Here is a 20,489-nt window from a genome sequence, read left to right as displayed (position 1 = left end):
TCGCAAACCATAACGACTAGCTAGCAAATCATAGCGACTGACGGTTAACCCCGAGATTTATTTTTGCGCTGAGACATAGGATCAGCGCTTAAGCTGCGATATACCTCTACCCGATCAAAAGGCTGCAATATATAATTTAGTGGCTGTTTTTGCGCATATACCCCGACACGCCAACGCTTAGCCGTTGGCGTCGTCATATCAGCCACTTGTTCGCACCATTTTGCCAGCTCTTCGAACTGTGTCAGCCAACCCACTTGCGCCAAAGCCTCATACAGACTAATACCTTGACTGACTTTAACGGTTAGGTAATGCTGACGCTCTGCTTCTTCGGCATACGCCAGATATACCGTCATCAAATTGCGCTGTTCAGCTTGAGACATATTAATGTTAGCTTCACTGTTGCTAGCTTCACCGTTATCAGCTGCATGATTATTAGCTGCATGGCTATTAGCAGCGTTCATTAGCTTAACCACTGCAGTACCCAACCGATTAACGCTAACAGTAACGCTAGAGGCACAATCAAGCGTATCGCTACCCGCCATAAATTATAAAAAGCTTCATTGCCAAAGTTTAAAGACTTACGCAAATGGCTGATTTTCATCTGCCAACCGGCAAAAACTGACAGTAATAACACGGCGATACTACTGATAATCACCAAAATGCCAACCAGCCAATTGGTCGGTATCGCAACTACTAGCAGCAGGGCTAGCACAAAAGTTAATAGCACACTGACCAGCAAGCCAAATTTATGCGCCAATTGCTGCGTACTATAGTGTATTAAGTAGCTGGCCACAAACAATACGCCGACCCAATATAGCAGCTGCCCAATCGGTGGCAATGCCATACCGCTGATAAATAATGCGACAACACCAACCACCAGCTGTAATATCCAAATCGGTAGGACAAGCTTGGTTGCCCGATATTCTTGCGTAGCATGATGACGAGAAGGTTTTTGGGCGTTATGATTATCCACCCCTACCGCAGTAACGGCTTGCTTGCTGACTAAATGCTGACCAAACCAATATAAGCCAGTACCTGCACCCACACTGACCAATGCCAAGGCAACAGCACGTGCCCACTCGCTTAAGCTGACATCGGTCATCGCAAAAGCAACATTTGGTAAACCGTTTGCCACTCCTAGCAGTAAGCCTATCAGCATTAAACCCAAACCAATCGGTAAAGGTGCGACGCCCAGTAAGCTTAATAAGACAGCAATAACCATTAAGCCTGCGGCAATAGCAAAGCTTGGCACATCAGGTGCGCTATTTAATTCGGTTAGAGCGGCTAAAATACCAGTACTTGCACCAGATATGACCAACGCTGCAATAATAATGGACACCAATGCGGCGAGCCAACCAAAACCGCGCCATAAAGAGCTGGCATCTGCCTCGCGAGTAAGCTTTTGCATACCCGCTAAAGGCGCCTCGGCACTACGATAGGCCAAGGCAATCTCAGCATACACGACCGGTAATGAGACCAGCACCATGGCTAACAGCCAAAGCAACCAAAAATCGATCTCACCTATAGATGCGGGTGCAAACCAACGAAACAGTAATAGCGGCAGCAGCGCGGCGATAAAGTAAGAAGCATAGCGAATCATCATAATTTAAATCCAAGCGATTCAAAGTGAATAACATTTAATGATATAAAGCCCTGATAAGCGCCGATATTGTTTCTATTAGCTTTATATATAGCTGTGTATACAGACGACTTACCTTGTACAAGCTTTATAAAAGATTATGCAAATTATATAAGGACTAACAGTTATAAAAAAACCCCGAAATCGGGGTTTAATAGCTAAAGCATAACGGCTGCATGAAAGTACATAAGTTAGTATTTCATTTAAACATGCAACGAATTAGTGGATAGCACTCACATAATCTGACAAGATGCGAATATCGCGATCAGATAGTTTTGAAGCAACGGTTTGCATCATGCCCATCTCACCTTCTTTTGCCGCATCGTTGACACGTTTTTGCTCATCGCTGTCGATATCATCTACACGACCAGCCGCACGGAAAAGCTTTAATTGAGTAGCGATATATTCAGCATGCTGTCCACCTAAACGTGGAAATGCAGCCCAAGCGTTACCCGCTGCATCTGGACCATGACAACCTGCACAACCAATGACACCGCGTGTCTTATCACCGCCTAAAAACAGTTTAGTCGCTTCTTGTGTGGTTGCAGGATTACCGAATGCTACACCCCAAGGTTTTTGGCTCGCATAATATCCTGCCACGTTGGCCAAATCTTGCTGAGATAAATTGGCAACTTGTGATTGCATGATACCGTTTTTGCGATAGCCCGATTTAAAATCAACCAATTGTTTGTATAAGTACTTCACGTTTTGACCGCCAAGATTTGGCTGGGCTGGTATAGGACTCACACCATTAACACCGTGACAAGCAGCACAGACCGTTTCGGCGACTTGTTTACCAGCGTTAAGATCATATTCAGGAACAGTGATAGCAGCTTGTACGCTGAAACTTGCAACACATAAGCTGGCGGCAGCGATTAACTTTTTCATTGATACAAATCCTACTAACTCGGCGTAAGCATTATCTAGCATGATTGTATTATTTAAAGACGAAAGATATACAGAGCCATCATTTAGCCAGCTAAGCCATATATTCTGCGGTCTTTATCACAAGCAGCCCGAAAGCACTTACTAATATCAGGGTTTATTTTGGATTATTATAGCAAGACTTTTTACTATTTGCCTACTTAATCGTAGCATTGGGGATTTTTTCTATTCATATCCTAATCACCCGCTTCATAAAAACAAAAAAGCGCAACAGGTTTAGCAACCTTGCGCCTTATATATTTTTATAAACAATGATGGATAGCTTTATAACTTAGGCATGACCTAGGCACGAGTTGAGCGCTATTTACTCATATATTCGATAAGTTTACGGTAATCATCATCGCTGCAATCTGTACACAATCCACCGGCGGGCATTTGAATCATGCCACTTTTCACCGATTTAATCAGCGCTGGCATGCCCTTTTGTTTGATAAGCTGTTGCCATTTGGCACTGTCGCCTTTTTTGATGGCATTGAGCGCGCCACTATCGTGACAAGCGGCACATGAGTTATTATAGGACGTTGCAATATCAGCCGCACTGGCAGTACTTAGCATCGCGGTACCAATTATGAGCGCGGTTGCCGTACTGGCTAATAAGCGATAGCTTTTGGCAACTGTTGTGGTGATTGAGAACATGGGACACCTCACATCGTTTCTTCATTCGCTTAATCAATAATTTTATTAAACGTCTTTCATTTAATCTGTCTTACTAAAGATTGTAACAATATATGTCGTTTTAATATATATAAATATAGTTTAGCTTTGTTAACGGCTGCTGATGAAGCAGAAGACTGCCCTAAGAGCCAATTTACTTGAAAGCTATTTTAAGACTATGCTGCCAATAGGTTGTAATTAATATAAGGGTAATGGCCGTTATTTCAATAACTAAGCGCCGTAATAGTATAGAATAGGCAGTATCCTAAAACCCTTATATGATTGAAGTCTTATTTTTCCAGCGCACCTATTCCATACGCTGCTGTAAGCACTGCTTAATTCAAAAACTTTTATTACCGTATCCAATTTTTCAAGATTAATGAGTCACTTATGAGTACCCCGTTCAAAGATGTCGCCGCTGAACACGCGGCTTTTAATACCAAAGCCCGTCAACGCATTCAGCAAACTGAATTTCTAATGTCTGCGCCAACTTTTCGCCTTTGTCCACCTGATGTTGGGCTAGAGATTGCCTTTGCTGGACGTTCAAACGCTGGTAAATCGTCCGCTATTAATGCACTGACCAATCAGCGCCAATTGGCACGCTCGTCTAAGACGCCTGGCCGTACGCAGATGATTAACTTTTTTAGTATTGGCGATAGTGATAGACGTTTGGTTGATTTACCAGGTTACGGTTATGCGGCCGTACCGCTTGAGATGAAAAAAGAATGGCAGGTTGAGTTAGAGGAATATCTCGTATCGCGCTCAAGCCTTGCAGGTTTGGTGCTGATGTCAGATATCCGTCATCCCCTTAAATTTTTTGATGAGCAAATGCTGCATTGGGCAAAAGATGGCGATCTGCCAGTGCATATCCTGCTAACCAAAGCCGATAAGCTTAAATATGGTGCTTCTAAAAACGCGCTGCTGAATACCCGTAAGAGACTGAAGCAATTGGGCTTAAACTGTACCATTCAGCTATTTTCAGCGTTAAGAAAAGAAGGGCTTGATGAATTGGCAGGCGTCATGGGCAACTGGTATGAGTATCAGCTTGATGCCAATAAAATTATTGAATCCTCTTTCGCTTTGCTAGAAGGCGCTGAGCTAGAAGACGCGATTGCAAAGGACGCTGCTCAAACAGGCAATGTTGGGAAAGATAGTGCTGGAAAAGATAGTGCTGAACAAGATAATATTCAAAAGGGCAGTACTGAATAAGACGGCGAGTAAACCTCATGGTTTTCGCCAGTCCTACTTTTTAATCAGTTACAGTTTTTAACCAGTTACAGTTTCAGCCAAAAAGGGTTTATCGCTAATAACGATAAACCCTTTTTGATTTTTATCACCATCTTTTACCATTTAAACGAATGCTTATTTAAGCACACAATAGCTCAGCTAATGCTTGCGGGGTATCCACTTGATAAGTTGGCTGCTGGGCAGCAAGCTCGCTACTCGACGCCGTACCATAATTGACCGCAATACTGGTCATGCCCAAACGGTTGGCCATTTGGATATCATAAATACTGTCGCCGATAAATACCGCCTGCGAGATTGGCTGCTGGGTATGGTCTAAAATATCGCTCAGCATTTGCGGGTCAGGTTTTGAGCCTGACTCATCAGCGCAGCGCGTGATGGCAAAATAATGATGACTGTCAGAGCCATCTAATACCCGATCTAAACCCTTTCTTTTTTTACCAGTGGCGACCGCCAGCTGCTTATCTTGCTGTTGTAAATTTTGCAGCATAGTTTCGATAGGCGCAAAGAACGGCGTACGGTGGCTGTTCGGAATATAATAATCAGCATAACTTTGCTGAATCGCTAGCTTCTGCGCAGCGGTTGCTTGTGGGTATAAAATCTCAATGCCATGCATCAAGCTCAGCCCGATGATGTCTTTGACGGCCTGATCGGTGGTGGTAAAGCCATGCGCCTCGCCTGCTACGTGCATTGACTCAACGATTAAGCCAATCGAATCCATCAAAGTGCCATCCCAATCAAAAATAATCAGCGTTTTATCTGCTAAGTGATGCTCGGCTGCTAATTTAGAAGTATTAGCGGTTGCTAATGTATGAGCGAGTGATGCTGTTGTCATGGACTAACCCTTAACGATTCATCGTAAATGGCGGATGTGAAAACGTCACGGTCACTTATTTGGCTAAAACATGCCCTTATAAGTCACTGTGACGTTTGTGCTTCATACTGAATATTAATATAAAAACTGAGAATGGAATATCAGTCCTTTAAGCTTATTCAGGTAGTTTAATGTCTGCTGGTAACCAAGCTACCATCTCATCTGGTAATGGCGCAGTAATGCTCTCATAGCCGGGAATGTCCAAACGCCACGCATGTAAGCACAGACGATGCACGCCAGACTTGTCATGCACGTTGTATTTATCATCACCTAAGATAGCATGACCAATATGTGCCAAATGCACACGGATTTGATGAGTACGACCGGTCAGTGGCTTAGCTTCAATCAAACTGACTGGCTGATTGGCCAGCATAAAACGACCATGAACGATAATATCTGTCTGGCTTTCTTTAGCTTGCGCATCTTGTGCATCTACTTTCACGCGACGCTCACCACTAGCCAATGTATAGCGCAATAATGGCGCATCGATACGCTGCTCGTTCAGTGCAGGTTGACCTTTGGCGATACATAGATAGTGCTTTTGGATGGTCTTGTCGACCAGATGCTGCTGCAGGGCTTTTAGCGCTGAGCGTTTCTTAGAAATCATCAGCAGACCTGAGGTATCTTTATCGATACGATGAATCAGCTCTAAGTACTTTTTGCCCGTCACTTCGCGCATGGCTTCAATAACGCCAAAATCTAAACCACTACCGCCATGAACGGCGATGCCCGATGGTTTATTCAATACGATTAAACCTTCATCTTCGTAGACCACACGTGCCAATAAGCTTTTGGCAAATTCGGTACTGATAATAGGTTTATCGCGGGTGGCTAGCTGAACAGGCGCAATACGCACCACGTCTTCACGCTGCAATCTGTCATGCGCTTTACAACGTTTATTATTAACGCGCACTTCATCAGAGCGAATCATTTTATAGATATGCGGTTTAGGCAAGCCTTTTAGACGATTGAGCAAAAAGTTGTCCAAGCGCTGATCATGCTGATGGCGAGTGACTTCAAGGTAGTTGACCTTTTCAAAGTTACTAATTTCGTCATCGGCACTTTGCGGGCGCGTTTTGCTATTAAAGATAGCCGGAGCTTCGTGGATAGGTTCGTCGTTTGTCATTTTGTCATTTGTCATTTTTAGTTAGGTATTTACATAAAGATTTGCTATAGTTTAGCATGTTGAGCGCCAATTAAGCAGAGGCTGCGACAATAATTCATCGTTGTTACAGACAGTGTAGCGCCATTTTTACTGCTGGTCAGTACTGGTTAGTTAAGCGCTGCCTGCTATAAAATCTGCCAAGCTTGTGTGTTTCATCTGATTTTAAGGGTGTTATATCCCTTGATATACCCTATAATGCCCCATAAATTGTAAGAACAACGCTGACATTTATTAGTACAAAACAGTATTAGTACCAGATAAGTTATCAGCATAAGATTGTTTATCATTACAGAATATTGTGACATTAGACAACATCGCTTTGATAGATTTTTAAAACAATTTTATCAAACGATAACAACATAACATTTACTCACTACCGCATAACCACGACTTGCCTTGATAACTATTTATGATCATACATAATTATTTATCATCCAGTCCTTTAGGCGCGCAGATGAGCAAGTATGGGTCGTTTAGAGCCAGAATCGAGTATCATTAACTGATTGTCGATAGCTGCCTGAGTATTGGTGGTCAAACAGAGGACGATAAGTAGAATAGACAAGAGACACCGTGCCGATAAGCCGGTCATTTATTCTGTTTGCCAAGTACGCCCCGCTGATGACGAAAGCAGCGCCACCTAGCTTTGAGATACCCCAGATATATTGACGTTATACCCAAAAGAACGATAAATAAAGAATGACCAATTGCTTCACCTAAAAGGATAACCGCTGCACGGCACTATTTTATACGATAACACTTATATAATAGTCCTTAATGACAGCGATATTATTGCTAGACCTTGATTGATTACTGTGACAGCACGATGCTTTTTTAGTACCTGTGACCTCTTGACTCTCAGTCATTATCCACCGCCACCCTTACAACGTGCGCTGACCCTCAAACTGGATAAGACGACTGCTAATAAAAGACCACTGACTTGCTCCTGCATTAATCATTAGAACAAGCCTATTCATAATAACTCTATAGATAGTAGCCTTACACCCTATCTTATCTATATGAATGTTACCGACATTAGCATACCTTATCGCTAATACATTTTAGGTCAAAAAGCGATTGCGAAAAGCCCGCGCGCTTAACTGCATTTATGCTTTACGTTCTACCGCTCATTAACGTCTGCCCAGGCTAATTGTATTATTAGCCACACTTGCTACCCTGCCCTAAAGCCTGTCTCGTCGTTGTTCTGCGTACTCATAGGATACCAATATGAAACGCATTTTAATCAACGCTACTCAAAACGAAGAAATCCGTGTGGCCCTTTGTAAAGGCAATCATCTTTATGATTTCGATTTAGAAAACCGTACCCGCGAACAAAAAAAATCTAACATTTATAAAGGTCATGTGACCCGCGTCGAGCCATCGCTTGAAGCGGTATTTGTCGAATATGGCTCACAGCGTCAAGGCTTCTTACCGATTCGTGAAATTTCTGCTGAATATTTAAGCGGCAATCCACGCGATGAAAACATCAAAAAACTGATCAAAGAAGGCGATGAGCTCATCGTCCAAGTTGAAAAAGAAGAGCGCGGTAATAAAGGCGCGGCTTTATCAACTTATGTGTCACTAGCAGGTCGTTATTTGGTGTTAATGCCTAACAATCCTCGTGGCGGCGGTATCTCACGTCAAATCTCGGGTAAATTGCGCGAAGATATGAAGCGTATGCTTGGTAGTTTAGATTTGCCAAAAGGCATGAGCGTTATCATCCGTACCGCCGGTATTGGCAAAACCCAAGAAGACTTGCAACACGATTTAAATCACTTGCTTAATATCTGGCAAGCTATTCAAGAACAAAATCAAAAATATCCTTCACCGCGTTTGGTACATCAAGAAGCAGGCGTCGTGACGCGTGCCGTGCGTGACTATCTGCGCGATGATATTGCTGAGATTTGGATCGATAACGAAAACGCTTATATCGAAGCGGCAGGTTTTATCGACGCGGTGATGCCAAAACAAGCTGAAAAGCTACGTAAATATACCGATTATGAGCCAATGTTTTCGCGCTTTAATATCGAAAAACAGATCGAAACGGCCTATCAACGTGAAGTACGTTTGCCATCAGGTGGCTCAATCGTTATTGACCAGACTGAAGCCTTGGTGTCTATCGATATTAACTCAGCCAAGTCGACCAAAGGCTCAGACGTTGCTGAAACTGCTTATCATACCAATTTAGAAGCCGCCGATGAAATTGCCCGTCAATTGCGCTTGCGTGATATGGGCGGCTTGATTGTCATTGATTTCATCGATATGAATGACAATAAGCACCAAAAAGAAGTTGAAAAACGTCTAGTCGATGCGACCAAATATGACCGTGCTCGCGTACAGTTCGGTGATATCTCTAAATTTGGTTTGATGGAAATGAGCCGTCAGCGTCTGCGTCCATCACTAGAAGAATCGACTGGTTATATTTGCCCACGCTGTCATGGTAATGGCATGATTCGTGATTTGCGTTCGCTGTCACTATCTATTATGCGTCAAATTGAGCAAATCGCCCTAAAAGAACGTCAAGGCGAAGTACAGGCAGAAGTACCAACGGATATCGCTGCTTTCTTATTAAATGAAAAGCGCGATGCCTTGGTTTACCTGGAACAAGACAGTGGTACGCGTATTACTATCTTGCCGCACGCGCATTTAGAATCGCCAAACTTTAAGCTACACTTTAACCGTGACGGCTTTGCCCCATCAAGCTATGAGCGTATTACGGATACAGCCCAAGAACATAGCGATTTGGGTTATGAAGTTGACTGGCAAACCGCTGAAAAAGAGCGTCCTGAGCAGCAGCCGACGCGCCAGCCACGCCAAATAGCCGATAACAGCAGTAATAATAACGGTAATAACAGTCAAGCGAATACGAGCGCCAATACCCAACAGAGTGCGCCGAGCCAGCAGCAGAATACGACCAGTCATAGCAATGATCATCGTAGCAATGCCAATGCTAGCAATATTTCATCAGTACGGGCGCCGCAGACACAAGCGCCGACACAAAGTGCACCGGCTGTTGCGGCTACAGCTGCGCCAGTAGTAACCCAAACAACTCCTGTTGCTGCTGCCCAACCGCAAGCCGTTGCTTGGTTGTCCAATTTATTTGCACAAGCGCCGCAGGCACAGACCACTCATAGCGTCAGTAGTCGTGATGCCGCTGAAGCCATTGAAGCACTGGTCAATACTGGCGCGCAAAGCTTAGGCTCGTTTGGGCAAGTTGATAACAGTGTGCTTACTGATAACAATCAAGCGACAGCTGCGCCGCAAGAGAGCAATCAACAAGCCAGTAATCAGCCGTCAAACGCCAATCGTCAGCAGACGTCTAACAACACAGCTGATGACAATAACGATGCTGAAGAAAGAAGAAGACGTAAGCCACGTAAATCACGCCCTTCTAAGACGCGCCAAAGAAAAGAGCCGTCAGATGAAACGAGTGATAACGTCGCTAGCGATACGACAGACAGCAGCATAAGTAGCGCTGATAACAAAGAATCGAACAGCCAAGATAAACGTCAGCAGGATAACAGACGCCCTAACGACCGTAATCGTAATAATCGTCAAGACAGCGCTCGCAATGGTAATGAGAGCAACGAAAATAGCAAAGGCAATGAGCGTCATGAGCGCACCGACGCTGACGACAAAAATACCAATGCTGCAGATGAGCAAACTCGTGCTAAGCGTAAATCAAATAGCCAACGTCACTCACGCGGCAAACTTGAGCGCGGTGAGACGTTAAGCGCTGATAATGCACAACAAAATGCTCAGCTAAGCACTAAAGAGGCTAATAGTGGCAATGGTAAAAACCAAGCTAGCTCACGCCGCAACCAAGACCCTAACGAAGTTATATTACAGGTCAATGAAGCAGCCACGGAACTCAAGTCGCCAGAAGTGGTACATTTATCTTTAGATGACAGTAAATCTGTAGCAGCTACTCGCCAAGCGCCTGAAAAGCAAAGCGCTGAGAAAGCTAGCAATGAAGCTGATAAGCAGAAAGCAAGTCAAGAAGACAGTACTCCGAAAAATGCGGATAAGCAGGAAGCCGTTGAGCAAAAGACTGACAGTCAAGCTGCTAAAAGCAGTAATGACTCGGTTGATAACAGTGAAAAAAACAGTAAGCAAGTTGATATAGCTGAAGCTGTTAACAGTGATGCAGTTCATCTAGAAGAAGCAAAAATAGCAGAGCCAAAAGCAGACCAAGCACAACCAAGCGCTACTGAAGCTAAAGTGCAAATGTCTGATACTAATTCTGTAGACGACAGTAAAGTCGCCGCTAAAAAAGTTGCTGCTAAAGAAGCAGGTGCAGATGAGCAAGCAACGTCTAATAGCAGTGATGCCCAGACTGACCGTCCAGCTGATAGCCAAAAGCTAGCGGAAAGTCAAAAGCCAGTAGATGCTACTGCTGAAAATGAAGCAGCTACAGAGAAAGCTCAGGAAACTGCTTCTGATGTTGCCACTGATGCTAATGCTGACGATGCCAGCAATAGCAAGCAACCAGCGTTTGAGCTTAACCATGACGCCTTGTTTGCTAAGCGCTATGTGACGGCCAATAAGTTTGGTCAAGCCAGCAATGACCCACGTGTGGTACGTCGTCAGCAGGCTCAAACACCGATAACTAAAACATCGGTCGCTGAAATACCTCAGGCAAATCAGCAAGACAAGCCAACTGCTGTAAATATGCCAGCTATCCGTGGTACGGTTGGTGAGTTTATCCGTGCGACGCTACCAGAGGCGCAAGCGCGCTTAGCAGCAGAGGGCGTTATCAACTGCTTTAATGCAGCCATTGCCTTGCATGTTGAGCAAGCGCAAGCCGCTACTACTGACGAGGACAAGGTTAAAGTCGATAGCAGTAATGAGCCTAAAGTAGTGACTGGCGAAGCTGCCAATCAAGACTTTAACTTTAGCAACTATGGTTATCAGCCTTTAGCAGCAGATTATATCGCCCGCTTTGAGAAGATGACGCAAGCGGTCAGTCAGTTTGCCGCCGCACAAGGTAAAACAGCCGTTGAACCACGCGCTATTAGCAAACGGGCAAGCAACGACCCACGCGGTCAGCATCCTGACTATCGGGAAGTAGCTGTAGTTACCACTTCTGAAGCGCCTGCAGATGACGCTTTAGCTGCCGACAGCGACGTCGATGTTCATGTAGATGCTCATGTAGATGCCCATAAAGTAGAAGCAAATGCGCTTGCAAATCAGGGTCAGACAGACGATGTCAGCGCCGATAGTGAGCAGCTGTTAAAGGTTGAGCAAGCACTAGAAGAAGGAAACGCAGCGCAATCTGATATTGAAGCAGTGAAGGCGGAAGAAGTCAAAACAGCAGATGCTGAGGTTAAAGATGCTGAGGTTAAAGATGCTGATACTGAAACCAGCGTTTCTGATGTCGAGCAAAGCGAAACTGAGCAAGCGCCTGAGCCAACTGAACAAGTATCAGAGCCAGCAACAAAAGAAGAAATTCAGGCGGCGAAGTCAAAAACAACCATCGCCAGTTATAAAAACATGATTGAAAATGTGGCTGAGCAGTTGTTGCCACAAAAAGGCATGTTTAATTTAACCACGCCAAAAGTACCTAAGGCGCGCACGCGTAAGCCGAAGACTGAGCATAAGAAGCCAACGCAGGCGGAAAAATTAGAATCTGATGATACTGATAGCGAAAGCTAATCGCCTTTTATAAATAGTCTTTTATAAAATGTAAAAGCCCCAAAGTTCTTAGCAACTTTGGGGCTTTTTATATCTTGTTCAATGTAGTTTTTTATCAATAGCGGTTTTTATCAACAGTGCTTATTATAAATACGACCCTTTAGTAGTCAAAACCTTGAAGACTCAGCGTTTTTGAGAATAAGATTAATGTGCAGAAGTCGCATCTTTATTGCGTATTTTATTAATTACCGTCAATAGAGCAACGATAGCCGCACCGATAATAAAGCCGATAACACCATTTAATAACGCCGTGGTAAAGCTCTCAAAAATGCCCGTTAAATGGGCGATATCTTCAACTTCATGGTGTAAAAAATTAATACCGTGTACCAAGATACCACCACCGACTAAGAACATCGCCAAAGTACCAGCGATCGATAAAAACTTCATCAATTTAGGCGCTGCCGCGAATAAAACCTTGCCGACTTTTTGAGTAAACTTGCCGTCTTTCTCCATCATATGTAGGCCCACGTCATCGATTTTAACGATACCAGCGACCAAACCATAAATACCAACGGTAATACCAATGGCTAAAATAGACAGCACCAAGCTGCGCTGTAATAAAGTAGCCGTTGCCGTCGCGCCTAGCGCAATGACGATAATTTCTGCCGATAAAATAAAGTCGGTACGTACCGCCCCTTTGATTTTTTCTTTTTCAAAGGCAACCAAATCGACCGTTTCATCAGCATTGGCTTGTCGACGGGCATTTTGTTCTTCATCATCAGGTATGGCATGCGGCCAAAAGCGGTGAATAACCTTTTCAGCACCCTCATAAACTAAAAATAGACCACCACACATAAGCAAAAAGGTAATTAAAGGCGGATAAATGGCACTGATAAGAATTGCCACTGGCACCAAGATAAGCTTATTAATAAATGAGCCTTTGGCGACCGCCCAAACGACGGGCAGTTCACGATTTGCTTTGACGCCGGTGACCTGCTCAGCATTCAATGCCAAATCATCACCCAACACCCCCGCGGTTTTTTTGGCGGCGACCTTAGTCATGACCGACACGTCATCTAATATCACACTGATATCATCAAGTAGGGTTAATAAACTGGCACCTGCCATACGGGCTCCTTAGAAAATTAGAAAAATTGTTTTAGTAAATAATTGAGACATAGTTTAATTGAGAGATAGCTTATAAGAAACGGTTATAAATAGTAGCCTACCTAGACATAAGCCGAGATGAAATAGTGCAAATGTATTTTATTTCTCCTCTTGTAACATTTATCTATAAATTGTAGATTTGACAATGCTAAAACTCACCTTTAGTGGTTATTTATAAAAATATGCTAATATGACAGTGATTGCCACTTACCTTTTATTATCAATAAATTGTATATCACCATTGCAATATATCGCCCTGATAACAAAATCTAGTGAATATGCGGCAAGCGTTTACATACTTTTTACTGCCCTTTACTACCCTCTTTTTTATATCTATATCTTGCTTAGGCACGACTGCCTAAAGGAAACACCCTATGTTTTTACCTTCTTTTTCTAAAACCACTGTTACTCGTGATGCATTTTCTCGCAAGCCTTTATCTCGTATGACGATGGGTGCGTTGCTAGTTGTGGTTGCGGCGGGCTGCTCTAATAATGCGGCTGATGCAACCAGTAATACAGGCATCGTCAATAGTGCAGAAGCCAAAGTCAGTACCGCGCAGGTGGCAGCCGATAGTGATTCAGCAGTGGTAAAAGCCTTACAAGCAAACTTAAAAGCTTCAGGCATTGAAGAAAACATTCTTTCAGCCGTACCAACGGACATGAAAGATATTTACTGGGTAACGGCATCGGGCTTACCGTCTTTCTTTACTGATAAATCTGGTAAACATATTATCCAAGGGCAAATTATCGCCGTTGGCGCAGAAGCGCCGGTTGATATCAGTGGCGCTTTGGTTGCCAAAACCGCGCAAGAAGCGCTAAAAGCAGTCGACAAAAAAGACATGATTATTTATCCTGCTAAAGGCGAAACCAAATCTGTCGTGTATTCCTTTACTGATGCCGATTGTCCTTATTGCACCAAGCTTCATGAAGAGATAGATGACATCAATGCGCGTGGTATTGAAGTGCGTTATTTGGCATGGCCGCGCAGCGAAGGCAGTATTCCAAAAATGGAAGCCATCTGGTGTAGCGAAGATCGTATTGCCGCCATGAATCAGGCAAAAATGGGCGCTAACGTCCAAGCCCCTAGCTGTAATAGTCCGGTAAAATCGCAAATCGAGCTTGGTATGGCACTGGGCGTCCGTGGTACACCCGCTATCTTTACCGAGTCTGGACAACAAATCGGTGGTTATTTACCGGCTGCACAATTGGCACAAACAGCGATTGATGCCAGCTAGTCGTTTGCCCTGATATTATTGACTTTGGCGACAGTGAGTTTGGGTAGACGCCACAAGCGCTTGTCGGTATGATACGATAAAGCGCTTGGCGATATTAGTCGTATATTTTTATACCGTTCTTCCTTATATCAGCACTCTTTATATCAGCACTCTTTATATCAACCCTTTTATATCAGCGTTTTTATGTAAGAGCCTGTATAGAAGCATTCTTATCCAACTCTATAATCTCTTGAGGATACTGTGAGCAAATCCATCAAACTAGCGATACTTGGTCTCGGCACCGTCGGAACGGGCGTGATCAACCTAATCAATGATAATTTAGATGAGTTAAAACGCCGTAGCGGACGCGATATTGTGATTACCGAAGTCGGTACCCGTCGTCAGCGCGATGATATCGACCCGAACATTATTCAAAACAGTGACTTGATGGCAGCCGCTGCCAGTGACAATGTCGATATTGTCATCGAAGTGATTGGCGGTACGACGCTGGCTAAAGACGTGATTATGCATGCCATCAAAAACGGCAAACATGTGGTCACCGCCAATAAAGCGCTGCTCGCTGAACACGGCAATGAGATTTTTGCCTTTGCGGAAGCCCACAATGTCCATGTTGCTTATGAAGCAGCTGTGGCAGGCGGTATCCCAATTATTAAAGTCATGCGCGAAGGCCTTGCTGCCAATAAGATTGAGTGGTTAGCGGGTATCATTAACGGTACTGGCAACTTTATCATGACCGAAATGCGCGATAAAGGTCGCCCGTTTGCCGATGTATTGACCGAGGCGCAAGAGCTTGGCTATGCTGAAGCCGATCCAACTTTCGACGTCGAAGGCATTGATGCTGCTCATAAACTAGCGTTACTTGCTTCTATTGCCTTTGGTATTCCACTACAGTTTGATAAAGTTTACTGTGAAGGGATTACCGCTATTACTTTACAGGACGTCAACTACGCTGAAGAGCTTGGCTATCGTATCAAGCATCTAGGCTTTGCTGTACGCCGTGAAGGCGATGGCTCAGGTGACAATAGTACGGCTGGTATTGAGCTGCGCGTCCACCCGACGCTTATTCCACAAAATGCCCTACTTGCCAACGTTAATGGCGTAAAAAATGCGGTACTGGTCAATTCTCACCCGCTTGGACAAACGCTCTATTGCGGCGATGGCGCAGGTGCCGGTGCAACCGCTTCTGCGGTGATGGCTGATGTGATGGATTTGGTTCGTGTTCTTGGTAGTAAAGATAGCAACAATGAAAGCACGAATGGTCACCATGTGCCACATCTAGCCTTTATCCCAGAGCAATTATCAGACACGCCTATCTTGCGCGCTGAGCAAATGATTACCGGTTATTATCTGCGTGTGCATGCGCATGACAATCCTGGGGTATTGGCTGATATCACGCGCATCTTAAGCGACGCGGGTATCAATATCGATGCCATTTTACAAAAACCTGCCCATAAACTTGGTCAAGTGCCGGTAATTATCTTGACGCTGCCTGTGGTTGAAAGTCAGATGAATATTGCCATTGAAAAAATCGAAAAGCTCGATACTATTACTGATAAAGTAGTGCGTATCCGCTTAGATGAGCTGGCGTAATTTATCCAGCGCTTAAGCTGTATGACTCATTAAGCCAGACCGCTATTAGTACCTAAGCGGATGGCTTTAGCTTAACTGTTTTATTTTAATGATGAAAAACAGCACTTTCGTTTCAAAACCTAAAAGGGAAGAAGAATAATGTCAAATGATGCAATTGTAATTTTAAACGGCGCACGTACTCCAATGGGTGGCTTTCAAGGCGCACTTAAAGACATGAGCGCCACAGAATTGGGCGCTGCTGCTATTAAAGCCGCTGTTGAGCGTTCAGGCGTAAGCGTTGATAATATTGATGAAGTCATCATGGGCTGTATCTTGACCGCCGGTCTTGGTCAAGGCCCTGCTCGTCAAGCCATGCGTAAAGCAGGTCTAAATGATGCAACGGGCGCCGTTACCATTAATAAACTTTGTGGTTCAGGTCTAAAAGCGGTCATGCAAGCGCACGATGGTATTAAAGCGGGCAGCTTTAACGTGGCAGTTGCAGGTGGCATGGAATCAATGACCAACGCTCCTTATATTATGCCAGGGTCGCGCGGCGGCTATCGCATGGGACATAAAGAAGTCAAAGACCATATGTTCTTAGACGGTCTAGAAGACGCTGAAACTGGTAAGCTGATGGGTCAATTTGCCCAAGAAATGGCCAATGGAAAAGGCTATACCCGTGAGCAAATGGATAATTTTGCCATTGAGTCGCTTAACCGTGCGTTGACAGCCATTAAAGATGGTCACTTTAAAGATGAAGTTACGCCAGTTACTTTCAAAACTCGTAAAGGCGAGCAAAGCGTCGATACTGATGAGCAGCCAGCCCTTGCCAATGCGGAGCGTATCCCTACCCTACGCCCTGCCTTTGCTAAAGACGGTACGATTACCGCGGCAAACGCCAGCTCAATCTCAGACGGCGCGGCCGCTGTCGTAATGATGAAAGAGTCACAAGCAAAAGCTGAAGGCTTAGATTATCAAGCACGCATCGTAGCCGCTGCTTCTAATTCACGTCATCCAAGCGAATTTACCATTGCTCCAGTTGGCGCGATTGAAAAAGTATTGGACAAAGCAGGCTGGTCAGTTGCTGATGTCGACCTATGGGAAATCAACGAAGCATTTGCGATGGTAACGATGGCTGCGATGGATGAGCTCAACATCGAGCACGCTAAAGTCAACGTTGAAGGCGGCGCTTGTGCCCTTGGCCATCCAGTCGGCTGTTCAGGTGCGCGTATCTTAGTGACGCTTATCAACTCGCTAAAACGTACGGGCGGCAAAAAAGGCGTCGCAACCTTATGTATCGGTGGTGGTGAAGCTGTTGCTGTAGCAATTGAACTGGCTTAATTTTAGGCTATTTGAACTTTTAACTTCTTAAATTTTAGCGCCTTAAAAAATTTTAAGACCTTAATATTAAGTTAATAATTCTAAGCGTTGACTGATTTTCTTAGTATTTAAAAACCGCATGGCATTTGGTTGTGCGGTTTTTTTATGCGTGAAATTTACAAATCACGAAAATTTGTTTATTGCTGTAAGAAAGCCTTAACTTAAATTTATATAGTGATAGTGAGTTTTACAGCCTATTACACGCAATTACCTCAAGTGCACACTTTGCTACCTTGCTCATATATCTCATTGAAAACTGCACTGTTACGATATTAACAAGTTGATGGAAAGGCTATTTACTAAAGTTATTAATTAAATTAACAATTTAGCTATCCACTAGAGCCGTCTTGGCTTAAGACAACAACTTACCAGTTTCTCAGTAATGCGATTGTTTATCGCATTTTATTTTAAAAAAATAATTACTAATTTATTTAAATAAAATTTACTCATATAAAAGGAAGATAATAATGAGCCAACTAATTCGTTTAAGAGATATTCAAGCGACTCACCGCGACCTTATCGGTGATGACTATTATGATCCAACAGGCAAAACGGCATATGGCGTCAATGAAGAAAAAATCGGTAAAATCGAAGGCGCTTTAGTAGAAGATACCACGGGTCGCATTCGTTATCTAATCGTTGATGCAGGCGGTTGGTTTAGCTCAAAAGAAGTATTGGTACCAGCAGGTCTAGCGCGTATCGTTGGTGATGACGTATTTTTCGATAGCCTAACGCAAGCGCAAGTCGAAGCGATGGAAGTATACGATCACGACTATCAATACAGCTATAAAGAGCAGTATGAAAAAGATCGCCAATCCTTTGTGGCTGATAGCATTCCAGAAGCCGAGCGTATGGAAATTGCAGACCATGCCTACAATGCCCCAAATACGCTAGAGCTTCTAGAAGAGCGCTTGACAGTCAATAAAGATCGTATCGTAGCGGGTTTGGTTAAAGTCGGCAAGCATGTGGTGACTGAAGAGCGTAATATTGACGTCGAGCTAGAAGAAGAGCACGCTAATATCCAGCGTACCAATGTAGACCGCCCAACAGACCGCCGTATCGGTGATATTGATGGCAACCAAACCGTGGAAGTTGAGCTAGAAGCGGAACGTGCCCGCGTTAATAAAGAAACTTATGTGTCTGAAGAAGTAAATGTCGGTAAGACAACTGAGCGTCATACTGAAACGATTGCTGAAACCATTCAACGTGAAGAGTTAGATATCGATGGTGATGGTAACGTGGTTGACCGCGATGGCAATCTTTTTGACCGCGATGATATCACTGCTGAAGATGTACGCCGCGCTCGTGGTATGTAATAAGCGATTCTTTCGCATAGTTCCACCATCTTTGATAAGCAATTCTTCATAAGATGAATACATACTATGTGACCGTAATTAGCAGCTGAGTGTTATGCTCAGTCAATAAGACCAGAGCTCGCCTCTGGTCTTTTTTTATACCTAATTATTATATCTGCCCATAAGGAATATGACCATGAACGCCGACGACAATGACATGAAACAGCAGCAAATTAAGCAAGATGCACACTTAGCAACAACGAATGCTTCTTCTTTAGATAGAATAGCCAACCATAGTGGCGAGAATAAATTACCCGCACCTGATGTAGCTGCATCGGACCTATCGACTTCCTCCCCTACTTTTAAGCCCAATCAGCAGCAAGCACTAATGGGCAGTGGGCAAGATGGTTTATCCAATAATTCAGCAAATAATCTGTCAAATAATCTAGAAGACACAAAAAACGGTGGTTATCTAGAACTATTAGAAGAACGCCCTGTCATTAACAAAGAACGCTTGGATGTCGGCAAAGTAACGGTCACTAAGCATACGCGCACAAAAACCATCGACGTACCTATTGAATTGGTAGAAGAATATATTACTGTACGCACTGATTATTATGATGCAGAAAGTCAGGATTTATTATCAGGTAAGTACGATGATAAAGACATATTACGTCACGTGGAGCCATCGTTAGATAGCAGAGCTGTTATAACGATCAATGGCAAACAGATTGAGATGGGCGCTGAGCCAATTGAGATTATTTTATCGCGTCAAGTGGCGACGATTACCAAAGATACTCATGTGATTCAAGAAGTAGAGATTAATAAAACCACCCATACGCATACCGACAGTATTCAAGTAGAAGTTAAGCATGAAGAGCTAGAGGTTACCGAAGAAGGGTTTTTAGCCCATGAACGTGAACATAGTACATCGTATAAAGAATAAAGTTATATAAAATCGAGCATTTATTCTAAGAGCTTCAAAAGTTAGACCCAAAAAAAGCAACGTCCGCGTTGCTTTTTTATGGGGCTATATCTAAGTTTAGTCCGATAAACTTTGAAGTTATGAATCTATTTTATACGGCATCTTCTACAGTTGCAGCATCTTCGGCTTTCTTACACTCATACGTGCTGACGTTGGTTGCATCTGCACCCGCCGTACGCATCACACCTGTTTCGCGCTCTTTATGAGCCACGCGCCACTGTATAAAGCCTTCACCACCATCGATGGCAGTTTTTGCTTCAAACACTTCAGGGTTAGTCGCATCGTTGGTTTTCGTTAAAGTCGCTGTTCCTTGGGCAGTTGCAAGAATGACCTGATTATCAGTATCTTTATACGTTGCTTCAACGGCGAGCGCAGGTGAACATGAATAACTTATTTGATTGACGCCGGTATTAACAGAAGCAATCGTATCATCTTCTACGTCGCTGGCAGGCGCATCTACCACCACATCACTAGGCTCGGCAGGATCAGCAGACATGGGTACAGACTGCTCTTCACTGATACTGTCTTCTAGACTTGGCTCTGTCTCTTGCTGTTGTTGACAAGCGCTAAGCGTCATGGCACCCGCCAGTAAACCGGTTAGGACAACAGAGGTACGCAATTTTTTTAATAATTCTACATTCATCACACTCTCCCAAATAAAGATGTTAAACACTATAGCGCGCCCGTAAATTCACGCCTATGTTG

General features: G+C 43.8%; 15 protein-coding genes. 7 read left to right on the top strand and 8 right to left on the bottom strand.

Going from position 1 to position 20,489, the window contains the following annotated elements; genetic code table 11:
* Positions 1 to 44: 44 nt before the first annotated feature.
* From B3Q63_RS01895 to B3Q63_RS01880, 4 genes are all read right to left on the bottom strand, one after another.
* Positions 45 to 461: an RnfH family protein gene (locus tag B3Q63_RS01895; protein ID WP_296173092.1), complete on the bottom strand. Its 417-nt coding sequence runs from the start codon at positions 459 to 461 to the stop codon at positions 45 to 47.
* Positions 461 to 1,603: a hypothetical protein gene (locus B3Q63_RS01890; protein WP_296173090.1), complete on the bottom strand. Its 1,143-nt coding sequence runs from the start codon at positions 1,601 to 1,603 to the stop codon at positions 461 to 463. Before B3Q63_RS01890 ends, B3Q63_RS01895 begins: the two co-directional genes overlap by 1 nt.
* Positions 1,604 to 1,858: 255 nt before the next feature.
* A complete protein-coding gene (locus tag B3Q63_RS01885) occupies positions 1,859 to 2,527 on the bottom strand; it encodes a c-type cytochrome (protein WP_281490453.1) in 669 nt (222 codons plus the stop codon).
* Positions 2,528 to 2,884: 357 nt separating this feature from the next.
* Positions 2,885 to 3,220 carry a c-type cytochrome gene (locus tag B3Q63_RS01880; protein WP_201619096.1) on the bottom strand — a complete coding sequence of 112 codons (336 nt, stop codon included), beginning with the start codon at positions 3,218 to 3,220 and terminating at the stop codon, positions 2,885 to 2,887.
* Positions 3,221 to 3,628: 408 nt separating this feature from the next.
* Here B3Q63_RS01880 and yihA point away from each other — a divergent pair, with 408 nt between their 5' ends.
* Positions 3,629 to 4,447: a ribosome biogenesis GTP-binding protein YihA/YsxC gene (gene yihA, locus B3Q63_RS01875; protein WP_296173084.1), complete on the top strand. Its 819-nt coding sequence runs from the start codon at positions 3,629 to 3,631 to the stop codon at positions 4,445 to 4,447.
* A 157-nt stretch (positions 4,448 to 4,604) separates the two neighbouring features.
* Here yihA and B3Q63_RS01870 read toward each other — a convergent pair whose 3' ends face one another.
* Together B3Q63_RS01870 and B3Q63_RS01865 are read right to left on the bottom strand one after the other, a co-directional pair.
* Positions 4,605 to 5,318, bottom strand: coding sequence for an HAD family hydrolase (locus B3Q63_RS01870; RefSeq protein ID WP_296173081.1), 714 nt, complete (start codon positions 5,316 to 5,318; stop codon positions 4,605 to 4,607).
* Positions 5,319 to 5,472: 154 nt separating this feature from the next.
* Entirely contained in the window at positions 5,473 to 6,483 is a 1,011-nt protein-coding gene (locus tag B3Q63_RS01865; protein ID WP_296173079.1) for an RluA family pseudouridine synthase, read from the bottom strand.
* A gap of 1,263 nt (positions 6,484 to 7,746) precedes the next feature.
* On the opposite strand from B3Q63_RS01865, the gene B3Q63_RS01860 reads away from it, so the two are divergent.
* On the top strand, positions 7,747 to 12,174 hold the full coding sequence (locus B3Q63_RS01860; RefSeq protein WP_296173077.1) for an Rne/Rng family ribonuclease: 4,428 nt from the start codon (positions 7,747 to 7,749) through the stop codon (positions 12,172 to 12,174).
* A gap of 183 nt (positions 12,175 to 12,357) precedes the next feature.
* Here the strand turns inward: B3Q63_RS01860 and B3Q63_RS01855 are convergent, their stop codons facing one another.
* Complete coding sequence (locus B3Q63_RS01855; RefSeq protein WP_296173075.1) at positions 12,358 to 13,281, bottom strand: DUF808 domain-containing protein; 924 nt, start codon at positions 13,279 to 13,281, stop codon at positions 12,358 to 12,360.
* A 413-nt stretch (positions 13,282 to 13,694) separates the two neighbouring features.
* Here B3Q63_RS01855 and B3Q63_RS01850 point away from each other — a divergent pair, with 413 nt between their 5' ends.
* The 5 genes from B3Q63_RS01850 to B3Q63_RS01830 all read left to right on the top strand — a co-directional run bounded on the left by B3Q63_RS01850 (position 13,695) and on the right by B3Q63_RS01830 (position 19,745).
* The gene (locus B3Q63_RS01850) at positions 13,695 to 14,555 is read left to right on the top strand and encodes a DsbC family protein (protein WP_296173074.1); all 861 of its coding nucleotides are present in this window, start codon (positions 13,695 to 13,697) and stop codon (positions 14,553 to 14,555) included.
* A 240-nt stretch (positions 14,556 to 14,795) separates the two neighbouring features.
* Positions 14,796 to 16,145 (top strand): homoserine dehydrogenase, encoded by a 1,350-nt coding sequence (locus tag B3Q63_RS01845; protein ID WP_201624697.1) that lies wholly within the window; start codon positions 14,796 to 14,798, stop codon positions 16,143 to 16,145.
* A gap of 138 nt (positions 16,146 to 16,283) precedes the next feature.
* Positions 16,284 to 17,465, top strand: coding sequence for a thiolase family protein (locus tag B3Q63_RS01840; protein ID WP_296173069.1), 1,182 nt, complete (start codon positions 16,284 to 16,286; stop codon positions 17,463 to 17,465).
* 506 nt (positions 17,466 to 17,971) lie between these two features.
* Positions 17,972 to 18,820: a DUF2382 domain-containing protein gene (locus tag B3Q63_RS01835; RefSeq protein WP_201562382.1), complete on the top strand. Its 849-nt coding sequence runs from the start codon at positions 17,972 to 17,974 to the stop codon at positions 18,818 to 18,820.
* A gap of 175 nt (positions 18,821 to 18,995) precedes the next feature.
* The gene (locus B3Q63_RS01830; protein WP_296173067.1) at positions 18,996 to 19,745 is read left to right on the top strand and encodes a YsnF/AvaK domain-containing protein; all 750 of its coding nucleotides are present in this window, start codon (positions 18,996 to 18,998) and stop codon (positions 19,743 to 19,745) included.
* A gap of 130 nt (positions 19,746 to 19,875) precedes the next feature.
* On the opposite strand, the gene B3Q63_RS01825 is transcribed toward B3Q63_RS01830, so the two are convergent.
* Positions 19,876 to 20,427 carry a hypothetical protein gene (locus tag B3Q63_RS01825; protein ID WP_296173064.1) on the bottom strand — a complete coding sequence of 184 codons (552 nt, stop codon included), beginning with the start codon at positions 20,425 to 20,427 and terminating at the stop codon, positions 19,876 to 19,878.
* Positions 20,428 to 20,489 lie beyond the last annotated feature (62 nt).

Origin of the sequence: Psychrobacter sp. UBA2769, from assembly GCF_002352555.1 — a bacterium.
Taxonomy (GTDB): Bacteria; Pseudomonadota; Gammaproteobacteria; order Pseudomonadales; family Moraxellaceae; genus Psychrobacter; species Psychrobacter maritimus.
Note: the sequence above shows the minus strand (reverse complement) of the source record. Positions and strands in the feature narration are given on the sequence as shown.